The organism is uncultured Rossellomorea sp. (assembly GCF_947488365.1).
GTDB lineage: Bacteria > Bacillota > Bacilli > Bacillales > Bacillaceae_B > Rossellomorea.
The window spans coordinates 27,426-45,630 of sequence record NZ_CANKZT010000008.1 but is presented as its reverse complement, the minus strand read 5'-3'; the positions used below and the strand labels follow the sequence as shown (position 1 = coordinate 45,630).

Below are 18,205 nucleotides of genomic sequence, written 5' to 3'. Positions count from 1 at the left end.
TTGTAGAGTCATAGACTATAACGGAGGTTAAATCAATGAGCAAACATACCGAGCTGCGTAATCTAATTGATCAAAGCTGTCAAGAACTCGACTTCTCTGGTGTCGTCCTAGTTAAACAAGGGACAGAAGTTGTATCCGAAAGCGCCCGTGACTATGCGAACCGATCTGATCGCCTTCCGAACAAACCGACTACACGATTCGGAATTGCCTCCGGGAGTAAGTTATTTACGAGCATAGGAATAGCCCAATTGGTTGAAAAAGGGGCACTCTCTTTTGACACTCGTCTAAAGGATTGTTTGGATATCGACTTTCCTCATTTTGATGACCGTGTGACCGTCCATCATCTTTTGACACATACATCAGGCATTCCGGATTATTTTGATGAAGAAGTGATGTCTGATTTTGAAGAGCTATGGAAAGAAACACCAGTTTATCACATGAGATCGCTACGGGATTTCCTGCCATTCTTTCAATCCGGTCAGATGAAATTCACTCCCGGTGATCGATTTCATTATAATAATGCAGGTTTCATCCTATTGGGATTGATCATTGAACAGCAAACAGGGCAGTCTTTTACAGAATATATAGAATCTGAGATTTTCCATAAAGCAGGCATGGACCACTCTGGCTATTTTTCATTGGACTGCCTTCCTTCCAACACGGCAGTCGGATATATAGAGGAAGAGAATACATGGAGAACCAACCTCTATTCAATTCCTGTAAAAGGCGGGGCTGACGGCGGTGCGTTTATTACAGCATCAGACATGATGAGCCTTTGGGAAGCTTTATTTTCTTATAAACTGGTAAATGAAGAAACGACCGGGATGCTGCTGACCCCTCATGTCCATGTGAATGGAGAAGTGCACTACGGGTATGGAATATGGATGAATCAAAGGAATGAGGAGATCTACAAGTTTCATGTGATGGGCTATGATCCCGGAGTGAGTTTCCGCGCCTCATTTTACCCTGCACTTGACTTGAAGCTGGCAATTCCATCTAATAGAGAATCATCTGGCCCGTTTGAAGTGACGAAATCGATTGAAGGTTATTTTGAAATCTGAGTGCATTAAAAATAGGGTTCCATCGTCCGGCTTTCCAGTAAAAAGAAGAACGATGGAGCCTCTTTTCTTCCAACAGCTTCAAGTGAAATATCTCATACCTCCCCATATTAAAATTATCGGAAATACGTATCCCGTGGTCTCAAGAAAAGGATGTAGTAATCCATAGGATACATGATGATCAGTACTGCATCAACTAACCCTAATAGGACCAACACCCGTTTTATAAGGCTCATGGGTATTCCCCCTTCCCTCCTAATTATTTCAAATATTCAAGATTCCTTCAATTCTTTATTGCACAAAAAAGAGCTTATCCTTTTTTAGAATAAGCTCATGCATTAAGATTTACTAAACAACCTTTATTCAGCCGGTGACAACTCGCTCTCTGTCACCCATTTATGATTCTTTACCTCTTCCCCACCTGTTACTGGTGTGAAATCCACCATATACACCGTCGTCTCTTCAACGGAATCAATTGTCGCGGTCGCGCCTTCCATCCCTTTCATGTGATCGGCGTTTAGGACGACTTCATCCCCAGATGAATAACGTTCCTCACCATGATCGGCAATTTCTTCATGAATGATCCATTTATGATCTTCCACTTTTTCTCCGCCAGTGGTTGGTGTATAGGAAACGGTATAGACAAAGGTCTCGTAAGCACCTGTGATTGTGGCTTCGGCTCCCTTCATCCCTTCCATATGGTCATCTTGGATGATGGCTTTACTTCCTGCTGCATAGGTGGGATTCGCCGCTTCCTTCAAGCCTTCAGGTACTTCTCCTGAACTTGAGTGATCCATGTCATCATGGTCCATCCCGTCCATTTCTTCCTTCATCTCCTGGTCATTTCCGTCTTCATGTCCCATATCCTCTTCATTGTTGGAGCAGGCACCCAACAGGAGAAACAGTGCTGTAAAAAATAATAGGATCGTTTTTTTACTATTTTGAGTCATGGTAGTCCTCCTCTCATTTATGAATTAAAGTTTATCCCGCAAAATTGCAAATTATATGGAGAAATGCGAGAAAATCATGAAAGATTTATGACAAATGCCTTCAGGCTTGAAGCATTGTGCATAGTTTTTTCATATTTTTTCGGTAAAATAAAGGAAATGACAAAATGAGGTTTTACTATGAAGAAAATTTCAACAAAGTTAGCCCTCTACTTCACGATTGCGGTTCTCGTGATGGAAGGGTTATTGATGCTCTATCTACATGACAATATCATCGATACACGGATCGAGGAAGAATTTCAATCGATTCTATCACGGGGGAACAGTCATCGTGATGTGTTAGAGGATCGTTATTCGGAAACGACGCTCCACCACATAGCCCTCATGGAATCCAAAACGGAAACGGAAGTTGTGATCACAGATGAAAACCATAACGTCATCATTGGTTCACGTGTATTAACGGATGGGATGCGTGAACTAATCCAAGTCACCCCTGAATCGTTGACCCGTGAAGGAAGGGTCATCGAATCAAATTGGAAGGATATGAATTATTTATCTACCGTTACATCCTTCGAAAGTGAACGGAACGAAGGATATGTCTATATGTTCAAAAGCGCCACACCGTTGCGGAACCTGATCAGCCAATTGAACAGCCATTTCCTTCTCGCAGGAATACTTAGTCTCATCATCTTAACGGGTATCCATTTTCTCCTATCGAAACTTCTGACGCGTCCCTTGTTAAAAATGAAGCAGGCGACGGAAAAATTGAGCAAAGGGAATTTTGAGGTGAAACTTCCGGAACTCGGTCAGGATGAACTTGGGGATCTATCGGATTCCATTCAGAGGCTGGCGACAGATCTAGAGACCATTCAACAGGAGCGTACTGAATTCCTAGCGAATATTTCTCATGAGCTCAGAACCCCCCTGACATATGTTCAAGGATATGCCAATGTGGCTCTTCGAGAGGACATCCCGGAATCTGAACGAAAAGAATATCTGAACATCATCCAAGAAGAATCCAAAACCATCCTGACGTTGATCGAAAATTTATTTGAGCTGGCAAAGATTGATGAAAACAATTTTTCCATTCAAACTGAAACCATCGATTCGGGCTCTTTTTATCAAAAAGTCATCAACAAGGTTGCTCCTGTTTTTAAAAGAAAGGGAATCGATCTCATTTTGACTGTGAAGGAGGATTTCCCGTTCCATGCCGATCCCATTCGACTTGAACAAATCGTCATGAACTTATTGGATAACGCCCTAAAACATTCGCCCCCGCATTCAACGACTGAAGTGACGGTTGAGCGAAACGAATCAGGGAATATGAACCTCCTGATTAACGACCAGGGAATGGGCATCCCACCGGATGAACTTCCACAGGTATTCAACAGGATGTACCGGGTGGAGAAATCACGTTCCAGGGAATTTGGCGGATCCGGTCTCGGGCTATCCATTGTCAAAGAACTGGTGGAAGCACACGGCGGTCAAATTTCAATACAAAGTCAACGAAATAAAGGAACATCGATCAACATTATTCTGTGATGCTTGGAGGTCAGTCTGGTGAATACCATTTTATTAATCGATGATGAAAGAAGGATGCTGAACCTGCTGGAGCTTTATCTGAAGCCTCACGGGTATGTATGCAAAAAGAAAAATAACGGCTATGACGCAATTCAGTCTGTTAAAAAACATTCCGTAGACCTGGTCATATTGGATATCATGATGCCTGAGCTCAGTGGCTTTCAAACCTGTGAAAAAATCAGGGAGTTTTCAAACGTCCCCATCATCATGTTAACGGCCAGGGGTGATAAGGATGACGTCATTAAAGGCTTAAACGCCGGGGCTGATGACTATATCACAAAACCCTTTGACGAAGGGGAACTGGTCGCACGTGTGAACGCTCAATTCAGAAGGATCAAACAGTATGACCAAGTAGAGGATCATCACTTGACCAGAGGGGCTTTTACGTTGGATGAAGACTCCTACACGTTAAAATATGAAAATGAAATCAGCCCTCTGACGTTAAAAGAATATAAAATCCTGCACTCCTTGATGAAGAACACTGAACGGGTATACACCCGGGAACAGCTCCTTCTCATGGTATGGGATATCCATTCCACGACCGATATCCGAACCGTGGATTCCCATATCAGGAATTTAAGGGAAAAGCTGAAAAAAGCAGGCTTCCCCATTGAACATCATTTGAAAACAATATGGGGCATCGGCTACCAATGGAAAACATAAAAAAAGATCAAAGGCTCCCTGTCCTTTGATCTTTTCTTATGTTCATTTCCTTTAGGCGATTTTCTTACATTCTTCTGCACATTTGAAGCAAGCATCGGCACATGCCTGACAATGATCATGATCATGCTTCTTGCATTCTTCCCCACATGCTTCACAAATCGCAGCACACACTCTGGCAAGCTCAGACGCAAATGGAGTCCCTCTTACTAAGGATTGTTCTAAGTATGCACACATATCCGCACATTCCCTATCGTACCGGATACATTCTTTCATCATGTTGAGATCTTCTTCCTTTAGACAAGAATCGTAACAATGATTACACGCCACCATACATTCATGGAGTGCGTTGATGGCCGATTGGTATTGTTCGTGTGACAATTTGAATTCCTCCTTTAAGATTAAGTATTTCCTACACGTTTACTATATCCCGTTCATTTTGCAATAAACGGATAAGGTACATTTTTTTATAAACAAAGAGGTTTATTTTTATTTGTATAACTTCTGCAAAAATAGGGGGTAAACAGGGGCATCTTGGAAGAACGCACCTTGTGTTAGGTAAGGAACATACTTAATAAACAGGGACGGACCTCATGCTTTCTTATGAACGCACAAGGTCCGTCCCTTCTTTTGATTAACCGTCTTTTTTATGGAATAATGAATAAATGCTCGTTCCATTAATGCAAGTAACCAATGGAAGACCAGGTGGATGAGCTTGTTTAGTTCATCCCATACATATACTAGTTTTGATTTAAATCATGGAGGTATGGATGGTTGTTTGCACAAATCACTGAACGCAAAAACTTGAGTTCCAAACATCTTTTTATATACATCACCCTCACACTATGCGTGGCCGCTTCCCTCTATTTCGTCTACCACAATCATGAATGGTATGATCGACCGATTGCCGAAGTGATCAGTACGAAGATTGTGGAAACGACGGAAATGGAGGATATGAATGGAAATAAGGATAAGCTCTACTCCCAGCAGGTCATAGCTGAATTGAAGAACGGGGTTCAAAAGGGAGAGATGATCACTTTAACCAATGAATATTCTTCCTCAGGGGCCACTGATCAGGAATATCACCCCGGGAACGAATTATTCGTAAGTATCGATTCATCTTCAGCAGGAACGACGGAGCTGGCCGGGAACATAGAAGACGTCAAGCGGGATACATACATGATGATCATCGGTTGGGTTTTTATCCTGCTCTTATTAGTGGTCGGGAAGAAGCAGGGGCTGTTCTCCCTGATCACCCTTGGAGTCAATGCCGTCATCCTGTCCTATGCCCTGGATATTTACCTGAACTCAGAGGATATAAGCCTGTTGGCAGTATGCAGCATCGGGGTGATTTTATTTACCGGTATATCCCTTTTATTCGTCAATGGCTTTAATGAAAAAACGTATGCAGCAGTTGTTGCGACCTTGATTGGAACGTTCATGACACTCTTGATTGCTTATGTTGTGGTCGGATTCACCTCCGGAAACGGTCTCCGTTACGAGGAGATGCAATTCCTTACCCGTCCATATGAAATGGTGTTCATGGCAGGGATACTCGTGGGGTGCTTGGGAGCGGTGATGGATGTCGCCATCACCCTATCGTCGTCCATCTTCGGACTGTACGAGAAGAATCCAGACATCTCCATCAAAGCGTTGAGGAAGTCGGGATTCGATATCGGCCAGGACATCATGGGAACGATGACGAATATTTTGTTCTTCGTCTATATCAGCGGGGCGATTCCCATGCTCATTCTTTTTTTCAAAAATGCTTCTCCACTCGGTTTCACCCTTTCCATGAATCTTTCACTGGAAATGGCGAGGGCACTGACCGGGGGAATCGGCATTGTACTAGCAATCCCGATCGCCATCTATACATCCATCTTTTTTGTTAACAGAAAGAAGGCTAGATCATGACTGTACAACTGTATCTCGCAGCCATCCTTTTCATCTTAATGATCACGATTGGTGGAAAAAAAGGTGCACGCTCCTTTGTAGCTCTATTCCTGAACTTCGGCGTGCTTCTTTTCACCATCATTTTGATGAATGATCCAAATATGAATCCAATCATCCTCACGCTGATCGCCTGCACCCTGATCAGCTGCATATCCCTGTTTTTCATCAGTGAGATCAACATCAAGACGGGGACAGCCTTTCTTTCGACGATCATCACCACCGGCTTACTGCTCTTCTTCATCCTGATGTTGACCGATCAGGCGATGATCCAGGGATTCAGTGAAGAGGAAACCGAGGAAATCGGGGCGTTTTCCTTATTTGTCGGAGTGGACTTTGTGAAAATCGGGGCATCCATGATTATCATGAGTACGATCGGTGCCATCATTGATTTATCCATCTCGATTTCCTCGCCCATGCGTGAAATCGCCTATCACAACCCCACCATCAGCAGAAAAAATCTATTCTCCTCGGGGCTGAGCATTGGCAGGGATATCCTTGGAACCAGCACGAATACGCTGTTCTTTGCTTTCTTCGGAGGCTATATGGGGCTGCTGATCTGGTTCAAGGACTTATCCTACTCAATCGGGGAAATCGTGAATTCCAAAGTATTCAGTTCCGAAATGATCTTCATCGGTTCAGCAGGGATCGGTGTCGCCCTCGCGATTCCGGTCACTTCCTGGATCACGGCTTACTTTTTGGTGAAGCGGAGAAACGAGTCGAATGACAGGATTGAACGGTGAAAATTTTTTCAGGATCGAAACTTACTAAAAAGCAGAGTCGAACCGATTCTTTCACGCCACCAAAAAGATATGGTAAGATAGCACCTACACTGATTCAGACTTTAGGAGAATGAGCATGAAAAAGACGATCGACCATATTGGAGTAGCTGTGAGAAACATAGAAGATACCATCCACTTTTACGAGAATGTTCTAGGGGCCAAGCTGATCGACCGCTATCGAAGCGATGCCAAGGGTGTCGAAAGCGAAATTGCCATCCTGGAGGTGGACGGTGCGAGAACCGAATTACTTGCGCCGACAAATAATGATACATCACCCATCGCACGGTTCATCAAGCAAAAAGGCAAGGGCGTCCATCACATCGCCTATCGTGTGGATGACCTCGATGTCGCTCTCGAAGAACTGAAGCATCAGGGGATCCGCACATTGGAGGATAGCCTTCGGATCAACAAGCATGGCAGAAGATTGATCTACTTGAACCCTGCTGATACGGAAGGCACGATCATTGAGTACTGTGATTATCCCGATGGGGAAAATATCTAGCCAAACAAAAACGCATTGGACTCCTCATGCGTTCAATGGGTTTTTTGTCACCTCAACGGCCACCGTCTGATATCGGGACATGGGGACAGGTTCCGTGTCCCAATTGTCTGTTTCACAGAACCTACTGCCTGGGACAACGAACCTGTCCCCATGTCCCTCTTAAAATGACTCTTAATTTTCGGGAATCCTACACGTCTCCCCTATTTCATCCTTTTCCCTCAAAATATTTTTACAATATTAGACAAAAACCATCAATAAAAGCAGACAGAAATGGAAGCATGTGTTAATACTTGTGTCTTTCTTTGTAGAATATTTATTGTTCTCAACTTTACATGCAATAGTTGTAGAAACTTGTAGGATAATTCAACTATTTGTTGACAGACTATTCTGATATATTTAATTTGTATCAAATATAAAGGAGTGGTGCTCTTGTTAAAAGTTCTATCTAAAGCTGGTTTATCTCTTGTTATAGCCGGGGGTGTTGCTGTGGCAGGCTTCCAAGCAGGTGATAGCCCTGCAAAGGAATCCAGCAAATATGATTTAAGTCTTGCCCATTATGTGGGTGCGTCTCCTGAACTGGCCGCAAAGGCGAAAGAGTTAGGGATTGATGTATCAAAAGCGGATCCCGCTGAAAAAATCGCTGGTCATGGTGCAAAGTTCCAACAAGCTGGGGATCATCATGTCGCTTATAAAGAGGCTACTGGTGATGTGCCAGTACTTGTTTTATTAGCCAAGTACAAAGATGGTGATGAGCCAATCGGTGACATGAAGGGTCAAGTTCCAGCGAAATACTATGAGGATTTAATTTTTGGAGATGAATATAATCCATATGAACTCGATGTATTTAAGCAATATGATAGCCAAGACGTACCGAAAGACCGTACCATGCAAAATGCTTACAAAGAATCCAGTTATGGGAAAGTTAACCTGGTACGTAAAGAAAATACTGATTTTGCATGGGTTGAGCTGCCAAAAGGTGCTTCCTACTATTTGGACCAGGAAGGTACATATGCTGAAAACGATGAATACGTAAATGGAAATGCTAATGGCGACGCCCACACAGGTGAATTCATCCGGGATCTTCTAAAGGCTGCAGACGATCAGATTGATTTCTCAAAGTATGCCGAAAATGGAGAAGTTCCAAATATCTTCGTTGTCCATGAAGGAACAGGGGCTGAATTCAGCCGTGACCCGGCACAGTTCTGGTCTCATAAATGGTCTCTATTAAGTGCCCTTTATTATGGGAAGTACTATGAAACGGGTAAAACTGCAGATGTCTATGCAGGTATGAGTCAAGGAGAATGGATAAATAAAACGGTTGTAGAAGATATGACGTACGATGGAGTTGTGGTTAATAACTATAACATCCAGCCAGGAATCGGCGGAAATGTTGCAGGATATGATATGGCCACGGACGGTTATAAAGATGAATTGAAACAAGGACCTTATCCTGCCCAAACCGGGGTATACGCCCATGAATTCGGACATGCCCTTGGCTTACCGGATTTCTATGACACTCTTTATACATCCGAAGGTGTTGGAAACTACTCCATGATGGCAGGCGGCTCGTGGATGCGTTTTCCAAATGCTCCAGCCTACTCTGGAAACTCACCGACACACTTTGATCCGTTCTCCAAGATTTTCTTAGGATGGGCAGAACCGAAAAATGTAGCACCTGAAGATGGTATTCAGAAAATCACCTTACCACCAATCAACAAAGCTTCTGCCGATAATGGAATCGTTAAAATGGAAGTACCGGGATCAAACGGTACTGAGTATTTCTTGTTCGAAAACGTTCAGCAAGACGGATTCAACAAAGGTCTAGTCCGTCAAGGTGAAGACTCACACGGTTTGGTAGCATGGCATGTGGATGAGAACATCATCAATCTTTATCAAACAGCGGGCTTCCGTCCAAACAATGTGGAGAACTGGATGAATAAGCGATTCCAGTATAATCAAACTCAAACAGCAAGTGACGGAACAGTTGTCACTCATTATGGTCTATCTGTTCTTCAATCGGATGGAAACTATGATCTCGAGAAAAACGTGAATCGTGGAGATTCCGGTGACTTCTTCAAAACCGGGGATAAACTGACACCAGTTTCCGGAAATGTTCACACGGGGTCGTATTATTTCTGGAAGGGCAATGGCTCAACGCCAGCTGATTCAGGCATTCATGTAACAGATATCGTAGAAAAAGAAGATGGATCCATTACTGCAAAATTCTACTACAGCACGAATGAAAAGAAAAAATAATAAGTAAAGTTTTGAAACCTGAGCCCAAAATCAAGGGCTCAGGTTTTTTCAAGCTAAAGTATCGGTCTTTTTGAAAGAAGAACCGTCCCTTATGTCCATCAGTACCTTGAGTAATAACGCCCCTGCTCCGCTTCCTCAGCAGCCTCCGCATCCGCCTTCGTCACATGAACCGTCCCGAATGGATGCTGCGGTGGCGCATAAATCGAATACAGCTTAATCGGGGTATCACCCGTATTGATCAGATTATGCCACGTACCTGCAGGAATGACGATGGCAAAGTCCTCTTCTACTTCACTCTCAAAATATAAATTATCCTGCCGATCTCCCATTCGAACGATCCCCTGCCCTTGTTCAAGGCGCAGGAACTGATCAAGATGAGGATGGATTTCGAGACCAATATCTTCGCCCGGATTGATGCTCATCAAGGTGAGCTGAAGATGTTTTCCCGTCCATAAGGCCGTTCGGAACGTATCATTCTGGACGGTGGCCTCGTCGATGTTCACCACAAACGGCGCAGGACCATAATCCTTCAATGTGAATCGCTGGTCCGCATCTGCCCCGAGATGACTCAATCGCTTCGCATGCTCCCATTCATCTTTACACGTATTCAGGAGAACTTCATACGCAGGTGAATGCTGCGCCTGCAGGCAGCCGATCCGAAACTGTTCATAGTCCTCTAATGCTGTTTGGTATCCTCTCTGCAGTCCCTCCCGGTAGGAACAAAATGGAATACTCTCGACCTGGTAAACAGGCTGACTTCCAGTAATGGAGGTATACAGATTGGTCAACTGCCACCAGTGTCGCTGTTCGTCTTCCATCATTTGAAGGAGGTTGTGCTGGTGATCCTGGTTCGGTGCAACACTCGCTAACCGGCCATAAAACTCCGCAGATGAAGCTTTTCCTTGGATTCCATTAAGGAGGACATCCACTAGCTGCTGGTGATTCTCCTGTCCGTTTCTCAGCATGGAGTCGTTATTATGAAACGTTGGATTCGCATAGGTATGATTTGGATAAGACATCGGAACATTGTACATACTGTTCATTCCTTTCAGGTTTTTACCACGTTATCATATGCGGTGCAGTAAGAGATGTGCTTCTACCCATGCCTACATTCCAGGTTAGTAATCCATCGATCGGGTATAGTACTATAACCTAGTTTGGAAAAATTAGTATTTTAAAAAATTTAAAATGAGGTGACAATCATGAATCATTGGTATTTTTCTTTCCTTGTTGGAATTGTCGTCTTCCTGGGATTGTATTTCATAGGAAAACAGGAGCTGTCCTTTATTCTTTTATATAGTTTTGGAGTATTTATTGGATTTTTTATTATGTACTTAATGAATAGGAGAAGAGAAAACAAGTAGCCGTTCAATCGTAAGCTACAGAAAAGGGTTCATCACGGCCCTAATTCTCGTTAGCATTTTTCGTGGCCAAAGCCTGCCCCATCACTATGTTATAATATTCTTACTATTCGTAACACATTAAGTAAGAGAAAGGAAGTTTGATTCCATGCTGCCATCTGAGCTAAGAACCAACATCAGGAACGGAAAGCACCAAACCCATACATCCGGTTTTTGCCAGGATTATGTCCAAACCAATCTCGTCGTTCTCCCTAAAGAATATGCTTTTGATTTTTTACTGTTCACCACCCGAAATTCTAAAGCCTGCCCCATCGTCGAAGTACTGGAAGCAGGTCAATTCGAATCCAGATACGCGAAGGGTTCAGATATTCGAACGGATATACCCATGTATCATGTGTATGAGGATGGCCGGTTGGTTGAAAAGAAAACGAAAGTCGATGATGTCTGGAGAGATGATTTCGTCACCTTTCTCATCGGTTGCAGCTTTACATTTGAAAGTCAGCTGATCAAGGGTGAGATTCCTTTGCGTCATATCGAGGAGAATAAGAACGTCGCCATGTATACGACAAACATCCAGACGGAAAAAGCGGGTGTATTCCAAGGTCCGACGGTGGTTTCAATGAGACCGATTCCCGATCACCTCGTACAGAAAGCAACAGACATCACCTCGTTATTTCCTAAGATGCATGGGGCTCCTGTCCATATCGGCGACCCTGGTGAAATAGGCATTGGGGATATAACACAGCCAGACTATGGTGACTTTGTCGGGATCAAGGATGGGGAAACCCCTATGTTCTGGGCTTGCGGTGTGACGCCTCAAGCAGTAGCCCTCCACGCAAAGATCCCCTACATGATTACCCACGCTCCGGGATGTATGTTTGTATCGGACTGGAAGAATGAAGACTATTTGAATGAAGAGAAATAAGGTAGGGACGGACCTCTGGATAGAGGTCCGTCCCTTTGCTTATCCTGATGGGACACGGTGCCTGTCCCCCAGTCCCATGATGGCGCTAATGGCTCCCATTTTTGTACAGACTTCTGCCCCTACGCCATTGCTATTGCTGATGACTTTCTTTAGTTGTTCAATATCGTCCAAAAGGTCGCGGGGATTTTGGTGTTGATTGAATTGATGTAGGGTTGCCCCAACAAAGGCATCCCCCGCCCCTGTTGAGTCGATGGAATGAACGGGAACGCTTGGTACGACGGCTGATTGTTTTCCATTTGAAATCAGGGTCCCATCTTTCCCTAAGGTGACGGCTACCGCATGAGCCCCCACTCTATGGAGGCAGTTGACTCCGTCTGAAAGATTGGAGTATCCGGAAATGAGTTTACATTCCTCTTCACTTACTTTGACGAAGTCAGCATTTCTTACGCATGCCTCTGCCAGCTTAATAAAGGCACGCACGTTATCTTTCCATAAGTCTGCTCGAAAGTTCGGGTCAAAGGAGACGAATTTCCCCTCTTCTCTGACTTTCTGGATAAAGGATAAGTAAGCGGATTTAAAGGGATCATCCAGTAAAGCGGTGGCTGAGCCGAAGTGAATGATGGATGAGTCCCGCCAGCGGCTTTCATTTAGCTCTTCCTCTTTCAGATGGGCGTCTGCCCCTCTATTAAACACGAAATCTCTTTCTCCATCATTTTTCAATGAGACGAAAGCAATCGTCGTTGGGTGAGTTCCATCTACGATAATCGAAGAATCATCCATGGTAAGGTCCATCATGGTTCGTTTCAGGAAATGGCCAAATGGATCATTTCCTACTTTGCTTAGGAATCGGGCGCTGCCACCAAGTGTGGTAATGGTCGCGCACACATTGGCTGGAGCTCCTCCTGCTTGTTTAGAAAAGTGTTCTCCTTGAGTCAGGTCGGTATCAATATCTGTACAGAAGAAATCGATGAGCAATTCTCCGATACACAGAATCGCGGGTTCATTCATTTATTAAGCTCCTTTTTATCCCCTTTTCCTTACTCCAGATAGAAGAAAGTTCAGTAAGGAATAGTTGTTCAACATTCGCTTTTCCTCCGCTAACCGTCAACGAAAGGGTCGTATTCGTTCCCTTCGGAAAGATAAGATTGGTGAAAGCGGCACGGCCTTCCTGCGCGAATACCTCTAAAGATGACGCATCCAGGAACAGCTGAAGAATAAGCTTATCGTCCATTAATTCCACATGACTGTCTGATATGCCGGAGAATGAATCAGAAAAGCCGTCTATGCCTGACTGTGTCCGATCGACAGATAAAAGATTGGTGAACCTATCATAACGAATACTGGTTCTCTCTTCTGCTGAATGATGGATATCAAGGCTGAACTCCTTTACCTTATCCACCTTTACAACCAGATTCATTTCCATTAATTCTTGATCCACTTCAATCGAATAGCATTCCTCATCCGAAAGCTTTATGTGCTCGCTGACCTTTGTTTCTTTTCTTATTTGCTTAAGCTCTGTGACAGGTTTTTGCAAAAGACGGACTCCATTTGCACTCGAAACCAGGGTCAGCTCTCTTGGAATCGTCATGGCTCCTCTCCACACTTCAGTCGGAACCTGGTTTGCATATCTCCAATTGTTCATCCATCCAAGGTAGATTCGCCTGCCGTCCTTTTCCGGAATATCGGACCAGCTCACTCCTGCATAGTTGTCTCTTCCATGATCAAGCCAGAGAATGATGTCACTGTCATGATTATTGGTAAACGTCCTGCCGTCAAAATCACCTACAAAGTACTGAGTCCTGGATCCTTCCTTATAGTCGGGATTGTCTCCGATACTCACCAGCATCACCCACTTTACATGATCGGGATTTCCGTCGACCATGAGTGGAAACAGATCCGGGCACTCCCATACTCCGAAATGTGCCCCTTCGTCCTGACCAAATTCACTGGCGAACTCCCAGTCGATCAAGTTGTGGGACGTATATAGAGTAATCGTTTGACCGGTGGCGAGTACCATCACCCAACGGTCAGAATTTTCATGCCAAAATACTTTGGGATCCCTGTAATCGGTAATGTTTTCATCAGACAGGACCGGATTCCCATCGTATTTATCCCACGTCCTGCCATTGTCACGGCTATAGGCAAGACTTTGCCTCTGCCTCGGGCGCTCAGAATCCGTATAGGTATCAGCACTTGTATAAATGACGACAAGTCCTCCATTCTCCCCTTCGAAGAAACCCGACGTATTCTTCCAGTCCACCACGGCACTTCCGGAGAAAATGGCACCGTGTTCGTCAGGATAAAGAGCAATCGGCAGTTCTTCCCAATGAATTAAATCTTTACTGACTGCATGTCCCCAGTGCATCGGTCCCCACGTGGTGCCATGTGGATGATATTGAAAGAATAGATGATATTCACCTCCGAAAAAGACCATACCATTGGGATCATTCAGCCACTTTTCCTTTGGTGAGAAGTGAAATTGCGGACGGTGTGTCTCGGAATATAGGTTTGTTTTTTCTTTATACTCATTTGTCATAAGGATCCTCCTTTACATCTAAAAGCTGCACGTTTGCTCATGCAAGGTGCAGCCAGGAATACGATTAAGATTAATTTCGGTCATATCCATCCTGCTTGATTTTCAGCCACTCTTGTAATCCGAGACGGTCCAGCTCTTTCAGGTAATCTGCCCATTCTTCATCGGCCTTCCCATTCGTGATCCATTCGGCCTTTTTCCGCTTCACATACGAAAGTAAATCGGTCTCGATCTTTGAAAGCTTATCTAATTCATCAAGGGAGAAGAATACTCGAGGATAGATATTTTCTGCCTTCATATCCGGTACCATGACTTCCTTCATCAGCCCCAGCCTCCAGGCCGCATCATCCGGTTTCGTCGTGACGACTCCATAGTATTCGTCCAAAATCGCCAGTGGTCCTCCTACAGACGTCTTTTCCCTTAACTCGACAGGTGCAGTACCTTCCAATGGGAGATGTTTCAATGAATTGGTTGCAGAATCCAGTTCAAAGATGTTTTGCTGTTTGTCATCTCCGTAGGTTCCCCAGTTATTTTGAACCGATTGAAGCGGATTATAGAACTGATCAATCCATTTCGCCGTCAATTCAAGATTCTGGTTCGCACTTGTAATCACCATTCTGTTACGGTCGAATCCCATGCCGTTGGTTCTTGTCACATTCTTCGTTCCATCCGGTCCTTCAAGGGCGGGCATGAGGTCATACTGATCATTCATCCCCGTGATGTTGGCCTTATCCCATGTGAAGTACATTCCGTAGCGACCTTCTTTTCCTTTCGACAGGTACGTGTTCCAGTCCTGTTCAAAGGCTTCTACGTCGATTAAGTCTTCTTTATATAACTCATTCAAATAATTGATGGCATCCTTATACCCTTCATCCGCTGCCGTCAGCTTTACTTCTCCGTCATTCGTGACGACGGTGTGATCCCAGTTTTCCCCTAATCCAAACGATCCGAATAAGAAGGACACATCTTCACCGCCATGATTGATGATGAATGACAGAGGGATTTCATCTGCCTCTCCATTCCCGTTTGGATCCTGCGTCTTGAATGCTTTCAGGACTTCTTTTAACTCATCGGTTGTTTTCGGCATCTCAAGGCCCAGTTTATTCAGCCACTCGACGTTGATCCAAGGGAAGTCATCGACGGAGTGGATGCTTTCTTTCCCTGAACCAAGCTCTTCAATCCAAGGGAAGGAATAGATATGTCCGTCCGGCGCCGTCATCATCGATCGATATTCGGGCGCATCGTCCAGTACCTTTTTCAGGTTAGGCATATGCTCATCAATTAAGTCCTCAACCGGTACAATCGCACCATCCTTCGCAAGCTTCAACAGCTCATAATCACTGTACCCCGCATTCATGATCGCGTCGGGAAGCTCACCGCTTGCTACCGCTAAATTCCGTTTTTCATTGAAGGTTTCCCCTGCTGTATAATTGGTCCAGTCGACCTTCACTCCGGTTTCTTCCTCCAGCCTTTTGAAAATCAGCTTTTCATTCGGATCATCCGGAGCGAGCGGTGAACTGGACGTCATCATTTTCAATGTCACCTGTTCCTCTAAAGGAAATTTCACATTTTCCAGTTCATAATTCTCTGAAGAAGCACTTTCACTGTTGTTGCTGCATCCGGCTGCCAGGAGCATGCCTGACATTAGAAGTACCGACATTGTCTTCGTCTTTTTCCCCATTATTAAACCCCCATTGATAAAATATAGATTATTTTAAAGATCCCACCATAACACCTTTTTCAAAGTATTTCTGGAAGAATGGATACATAATGATCAGCGGCAAACTGGCCAATACGATGGATGAATACTTGATCATCTCAGAAATCCTTTGGAGTTCCGCTGCCGCCTGCTGGTCAGCGATCATTCCCGGCTGTACTTCATTCTGAATAAGGATGGAACGCAGGACGAGCTGAAGCGGGTACAGATCCCTGTCTTCAAGGTAGATCATCGCATCGAAATAGGAATTCCATTGTCCAATGAAAGCATAGAGGGCGATGACAAAGATGATCGGTTTAGACAATGGAAATACGATGTTCAGGAAGATTCTGAACTCCGATGCCCCGTCGATCCTTGCCGCTTCCTTCAGTTCATTCGGAATTGATTTAAAATACGTTCTTGCCAGGATGATGAACCAGACGTTGATGGCATTCGGGACAATGATGGCCCAGATCGTGTTCAACATCCCTAAGTCCTTCACCACCATATAAGTCGGGATCAGCCCTCCGTTGAAGAACATCGTGATGAGAAAGAACACCATGATGAACTTGCGGCCGACGAGCCCATCAGCCGAGAGGGAATAGCCTGCAAAGATACAGACGCTCACGGTGATGAGGGTGAACCCAAAGGAATACAGAATGGAATTGATGAATCCTTTGACGATGGTCCCGTCTTCGAAAATCCGTTTATATCCTTCAAATGTCCAATCCGAACCGCTGATGAACAATCCTTTTTTCACAAGCACATTCGGTTCAAGGACCGACGCCAGTAGCACGTACATTAAAGGAAACAGAACGACGATCACGATTCCCCCAAGCAGGATTTTATTAATGAAAAGAATGAATTTATCGGACCTGGTGTATTGGTTCATCTCGTTTCCCCCTTTCTATAAGAGACCTTCGCCTTCGTTTAATTTCTTTACAACCCGATTAACAAACACTAGTAAGATGACATTGATGACGGCATTGAATAATCCTACTGCGGTAGCAAATGAATAGTCTCCCGCCTGCAGCCCCCGCTTGTATACATAGGTCGAAATGATTTCCGAGCTTGGCAGATTCATAGACGTCTGCAAGAGGTAAGCTTTCTCGAACCCAATTGCCATGATCCCACCAGCAGCCAGGATGAACAGGACAGCCATGACAGGCTTCAACGTCGGAAGATCAATATGCCAAATGCGTTGCAGCAGGGAAGCCCCGTCTACAGTGGCTGCATCATGAAGCTGCGGATCCACATTGGCGAGTGCCGCCACATAGATGATCGAAGCCCACCCTGCACCCTGCCATACACCTGACCAGATATAGATGCTCCTGAATGAATCAGGGTCCGACATAAACGAAATCGGTTTATCCGTAAAGACGGACAGCATGGCATTTATCGGTCCCGTCGGCGATAGGAAGAGGAAGATCATCCCCGAAATGACGACGACGGAAATAAAGTGAGGGGCATACAGGATCAACTGAATGTTCTTCTTCACTCCTGCTTTTCTGAGTTGATTCAGCATGAGTGCCAGGATCACGGGGATCGGAAACCCTATCAGAAGTTCAAAGGAGCTGAGTTTCAGCGTATTGACCAGGATATCCATGAAATTAGGAGACGATAAAAAGGTCGAAAAATGCTTCCATCCCACCCATTCACTGCCCGCGATACCCCTGATCGGGCTGAAATCCTTAAAAGCAATCGATGCCCCGTACATGGGAACGTACTTGAAAATGATCGTAAGAATGATAGCTGGCGCAAGAAATAAGTAGAGAATATAGTTTTTCTTCATATAATGGAGCTTGGTTTTCAATTTACTATTGGTCCTTGGTTTTGAAACAGGCCGGGTTTCAGCCTTGGCAAGTGGTTGCAATCCTTTGACCCCCTTTGAAAAAAATCAATCAAACGTCTGACAGCGGTTTCATTAAAAGCATTGAATGATGTCACCTCCTGC

16 protein-coding genes are annotated in these 18,205 nt (G+C 44.5%); 8 read left to right on the top strand and 8 right to left on the bottom strand.

Features of this window, described 5'->3' with window-relative positions; all coding sequences use genetic code 11:
• Window positions 1-35 precede the first annotated feature (35 nt).
• A complete protein-coding gene (locus Q1B03_RS19835; protein ID WP_299745800.1) occupies window positions 36-1,061 on the top strand; it encodes a serine hydrolase in 1,026 nt (341 codons plus the stop codon).
• 356 nt (window positions 1,062-1,417) lie between these two features.
• On the opposite strand, the gene Q1B03_RS19830 is transcribed toward Q1B03_RS19835, so the two are convergent.
• A complete protein-coding gene (locus Q1B03_RS19830; RefSeq protein ID WP_299745797.1) occupies window positions 1,418-2,008 on the bottom strand; it encodes a YdhK family protein in 591 nt (196 codons plus the stop codon).
• Between the two features lie 177 nt (window positions 2,009-2,185).
• Here Q1B03_RS19830 and Q1B03_RS19825 point away from each other — a divergent pair, with 177 nt between their 5' ends.
• Entirely contained in the window at window positions 2,186-3,547 is a 1,362-nt protein-coding gene (locus tag Q1B03_RS19825) for a cell wall metabolism sensor histidine kinase WalK (RefSeq protein WP_299745794.1), read from the top strand.
• 18 nt (window positions 3,548-3,565) lie between these two features.
• Entirely contained in the window at window positions 3,566-4,249 is a 684-nt protein-coding gene (locus Q1B03_RS19820) for a response regulator transcription factor (RefSeq protein ID WP_299745791.1), read from the top strand.
• Between the two features lie 51 nt (window positions 4,250-4,300).
• On the opposite strand, the gene Q1B03_RS19815 is transcribed toward Q1B03_RS19820, so the two are convergent.
• Window positions 4,301-4,627 (bottom strand): four-helix bundle copper-binding protein, encoded by a 327-nt coding sequence (locus Q1B03_RS19815; RefSeq protein WP_299745788.1) that lies wholly within the window; start codon window positions 4,625-4,627, stop codon window positions 4,301-4,303.
• A gap of 393 nt (window positions 4,628-5,020) precedes the next feature.
• Between Q1B03_RS19815 and Q1B03_RS19810 the strand changes: the two genes are divergently transcribed.
• The 4 genes from Q1B03_RS19810 (at window position 5,021) to Q1B03_RS19795 (ending at window position 9,736) form a co-directional block, all read left to right on the top strand.
• Window positions 5,021-6,160 carry a YibE/F family protein gene (locus Q1B03_RS19810; protein WP_299745786.1) on the top strand — a complete coding sequence of 380 codons (1,140 nt, stop codon included), beginning with the start codon at window positions 5,021-5,023 and terminating at the stop codon, window positions 6,158-6,160.
• The gene (locus tag Q1B03_RS19805) at window positions 6,157-6,939 is read left to right on the top strand and encodes a YibE/F family protein (protein ID WP_299745783.1); all 783 of its coding nucleotides are present in this window, start codon (window positions 6,157-6,159) and stop codon (window positions 6,937-6,939) included. The genes Q1B03_RS19810 and Q1B03_RS19805 overlap by 4 nt, the downstream gene beginning before the upstream one ends.
• 115 nt (window positions 6,940-7,054) lie before the next feature.
• Window positions 7,055-7,480 carry a methylmalonyl-CoA epimerase gene (gene mce, locus Q1B03_RS19800; RefSeq protein ID WP_299745780.1) on the top strand — a complete coding sequence of 142 codons (426 nt, stop codon included), beginning with the start codon at window positions 7,055-7,057 and terminating at the stop codon, window positions 7,478-7,480.
• Window positions 7,481-7,909: 429 nt separating this feature from the next.
• Window positions 7,910-9,736, top strand: a complete 1,827-nt coding sequence (locus Q1B03_RS19795; RefSeq protein ID WP_299745777.1) for a M6 family metalloprotease domain-containing protein — start codon at window positions 7,910-7,912, stop codon at window positions 9,734-9,736.
• 98 nt (window positions 9,737-9,834) lie between these two features.
• On the opposite strand, the gene Q1B03_RS19790 is transcribed toward Q1B03_RS19795, so the two are convergent.
• Window positions 9,835-10,770 carry a cupin domain-containing protein gene (locus Q1B03_RS19790; protein WP_299745774.1) on the bottom strand — a complete coding sequence of 312 codons (936 nt, stop codon included), beginning with the start codon at window positions 10,768-10,770 and terminating at the stop codon, window positions 9,835-9,837.
• A gap of 475 nt (window positions 10,771-11,245) precedes the next feature.
• On the opposite strand from Q1B03_RS19790, the gene Q1B03_RS19785 reads away from it, so the two are divergent.
• Window positions 11,246-12,022 (top strand): putative hydro-lyase, encoded by a 777-nt coding sequence (locus tag Q1B03_RS19785; protein ID WP_299745771.1) that lies wholly within the window; start codon window positions 11,246-11,248, stop codon window positions 12,020-12,022.
• Window positions 12,023-12,061: 39 nt separating this feature from the next.
• Here Q1B03_RS19785 and Q1B03_RS19780 read toward each other — a convergent pair whose 3' ends face one another.
• From Q1B03_RS19780 to Q1B03_RS19760, 5 genes are all read right to left on the bottom strand, one after another.
• Window positions 12,062-13,030 (bottom strand): carbohydrate kinase, encoded by a 969-nt coding sequence (locus Q1B03_RS19780; RefSeq protein ID WP_299745769.1) that lies wholly within the window; start codon window positions 13,028-13,030, stop codon window positions 12,062-12,064.
• Window positions 13,023-14,558 carry a glycoside hydrolase family 32 protein gene (locus Q1B03_RS19775; protein ID WP_299745766.1) on the bottom strand — a complete coding sequence of 512 codons (1,536 nt, stop codon included), beginning with the start codon at window positions 14,556-14,558 and terminating at the stop codon, window positions 13,023-13,025. The genes Q1B03_RS19780 and Q1B03_RS19775 overlap by 8 nt, the downstream gene beginning before the upstream one ends.
• 70 nt (window positions 14,559-14,628) lie before the next feature.
• Window positions 14,629-16,236, bottom strand: coding sequence for an ABC transporter substrate-binding protein (locus Q1B03_RS19770; RefSeq protein ID WP_299745763.1), 1,608 nt, complete (start codon window positions 16,234-16,236; stop codon window positions 14,629-14,631).
• 28 nt (window positions 16,237-16,264) lie between these two features.
• The gene (locus Q1B03_RS19765) at window positions 16,265-17,143 is read right to left on the bottom strand and encodes a carbohydrate ABC transporter permease (RefSeq protein WP_299745760.1); all 879 of its coding nucleotides are present in this window, start codon (window positions 17,141-17,143) and stop codon (window positions 16,265-16,267) included.
• Between the two features lie 15 nt (window positions 17,144-17,158).
• The gene (locus Q1B03_RS19760; RefSeq protein WP_299746047.1) at window positions 17,159-18,043 is read right to left on the bottom strand and encodes a sugar ABC transporter permease; all 885 of its coding nucleotides are present in this window, start codon (window positions 18,041-18,043) and stop codon (window positions 17,159-17,161) included.
• Between the last annotated feature and the right edge of the window lie 162 nt (window positions 18,044-18,205).

Coding starts and splice junctions, on each gene's coding strand:
- Q1B03_RS19805 (WP_299745783.1), top strand. CDS start 6,157: ATGACTGTACAACTGTATCTCGCAGCCATCCTTTTCATCTTAATGATC.
- mce (WP_299745780.1), top strand. CDS start 7,055: ATGAAAAAGACGATCGACCATATTGGAGTAGCTGTGAGAAACATAGAA.
- Q1B03_RS19775 (WP_299745766.1), bottom strand. CDS start 14,558: ATGACAAATGAGTATAAAGAAAAAACAAACCTATATTCCGAGACACAC.
- Q1B03_RS19825 (WP_299745794.1), top strand. CDS start 2,186: ATGAAGAAAATTTCAACAAAGTTAGCCCTCTACTTCACGATTGCGGTT.
- Q1B03_RS19765 (WP_299745760.1), bottom strand. CDS start 17,143: ATGAACCAATACACCAGGTCCGATAAATTCATTCTTTTCATTAATAAA.
- Q1B03_RS19770 (WP_299745763.1), bottom strand. CDS start 16,236: ATGGGGAAAAAGACGAAGACAATGTCGGTACTTCTAATGTCAGGCATG.
- Q1B03_RS19785 (WP_299745771.1), top strand. CDS start 11,246: ATGCTGCCATCTGAGCTAAGAACCAACATCAGGAACGGAAAGCACCAA.
- Q1B03_RS19760 (WP_299746047.1), bottom strand. CDS start 18,043: ATGAAGAAAAACTATATTCTCTACTTATTTCTTGCGCCAGCTATCATT.
- Q1B03_RS19835 (WP_299745800.1), top strand. CDS start 36: ATGAGCAAACATACCGAGCTGCGTAATCTAATTGATCAAAGCTGTCAA.
- Q1B03_RS19790 (WP_299745774.1), bottom strand. CDS start 10,770: ATGTACAATGTTCCGATGTCTTATCCAAATCATACCTATGCGAATCCA.
- Q1B03_RS19780 (WP_299745769.1), bottom strand. CDS start 13,030: ATGAATGAACCCGCGATTCTGTGTATCGGAGAATTGCTCATCGATTTC.
- Q1B03_RS19830 (WP_299745797.1), bottom strand. CDS start 2,008: ATGACTCAAAATAGTAAAAAAACGATCCTATTATTTTTTACAGCACTG.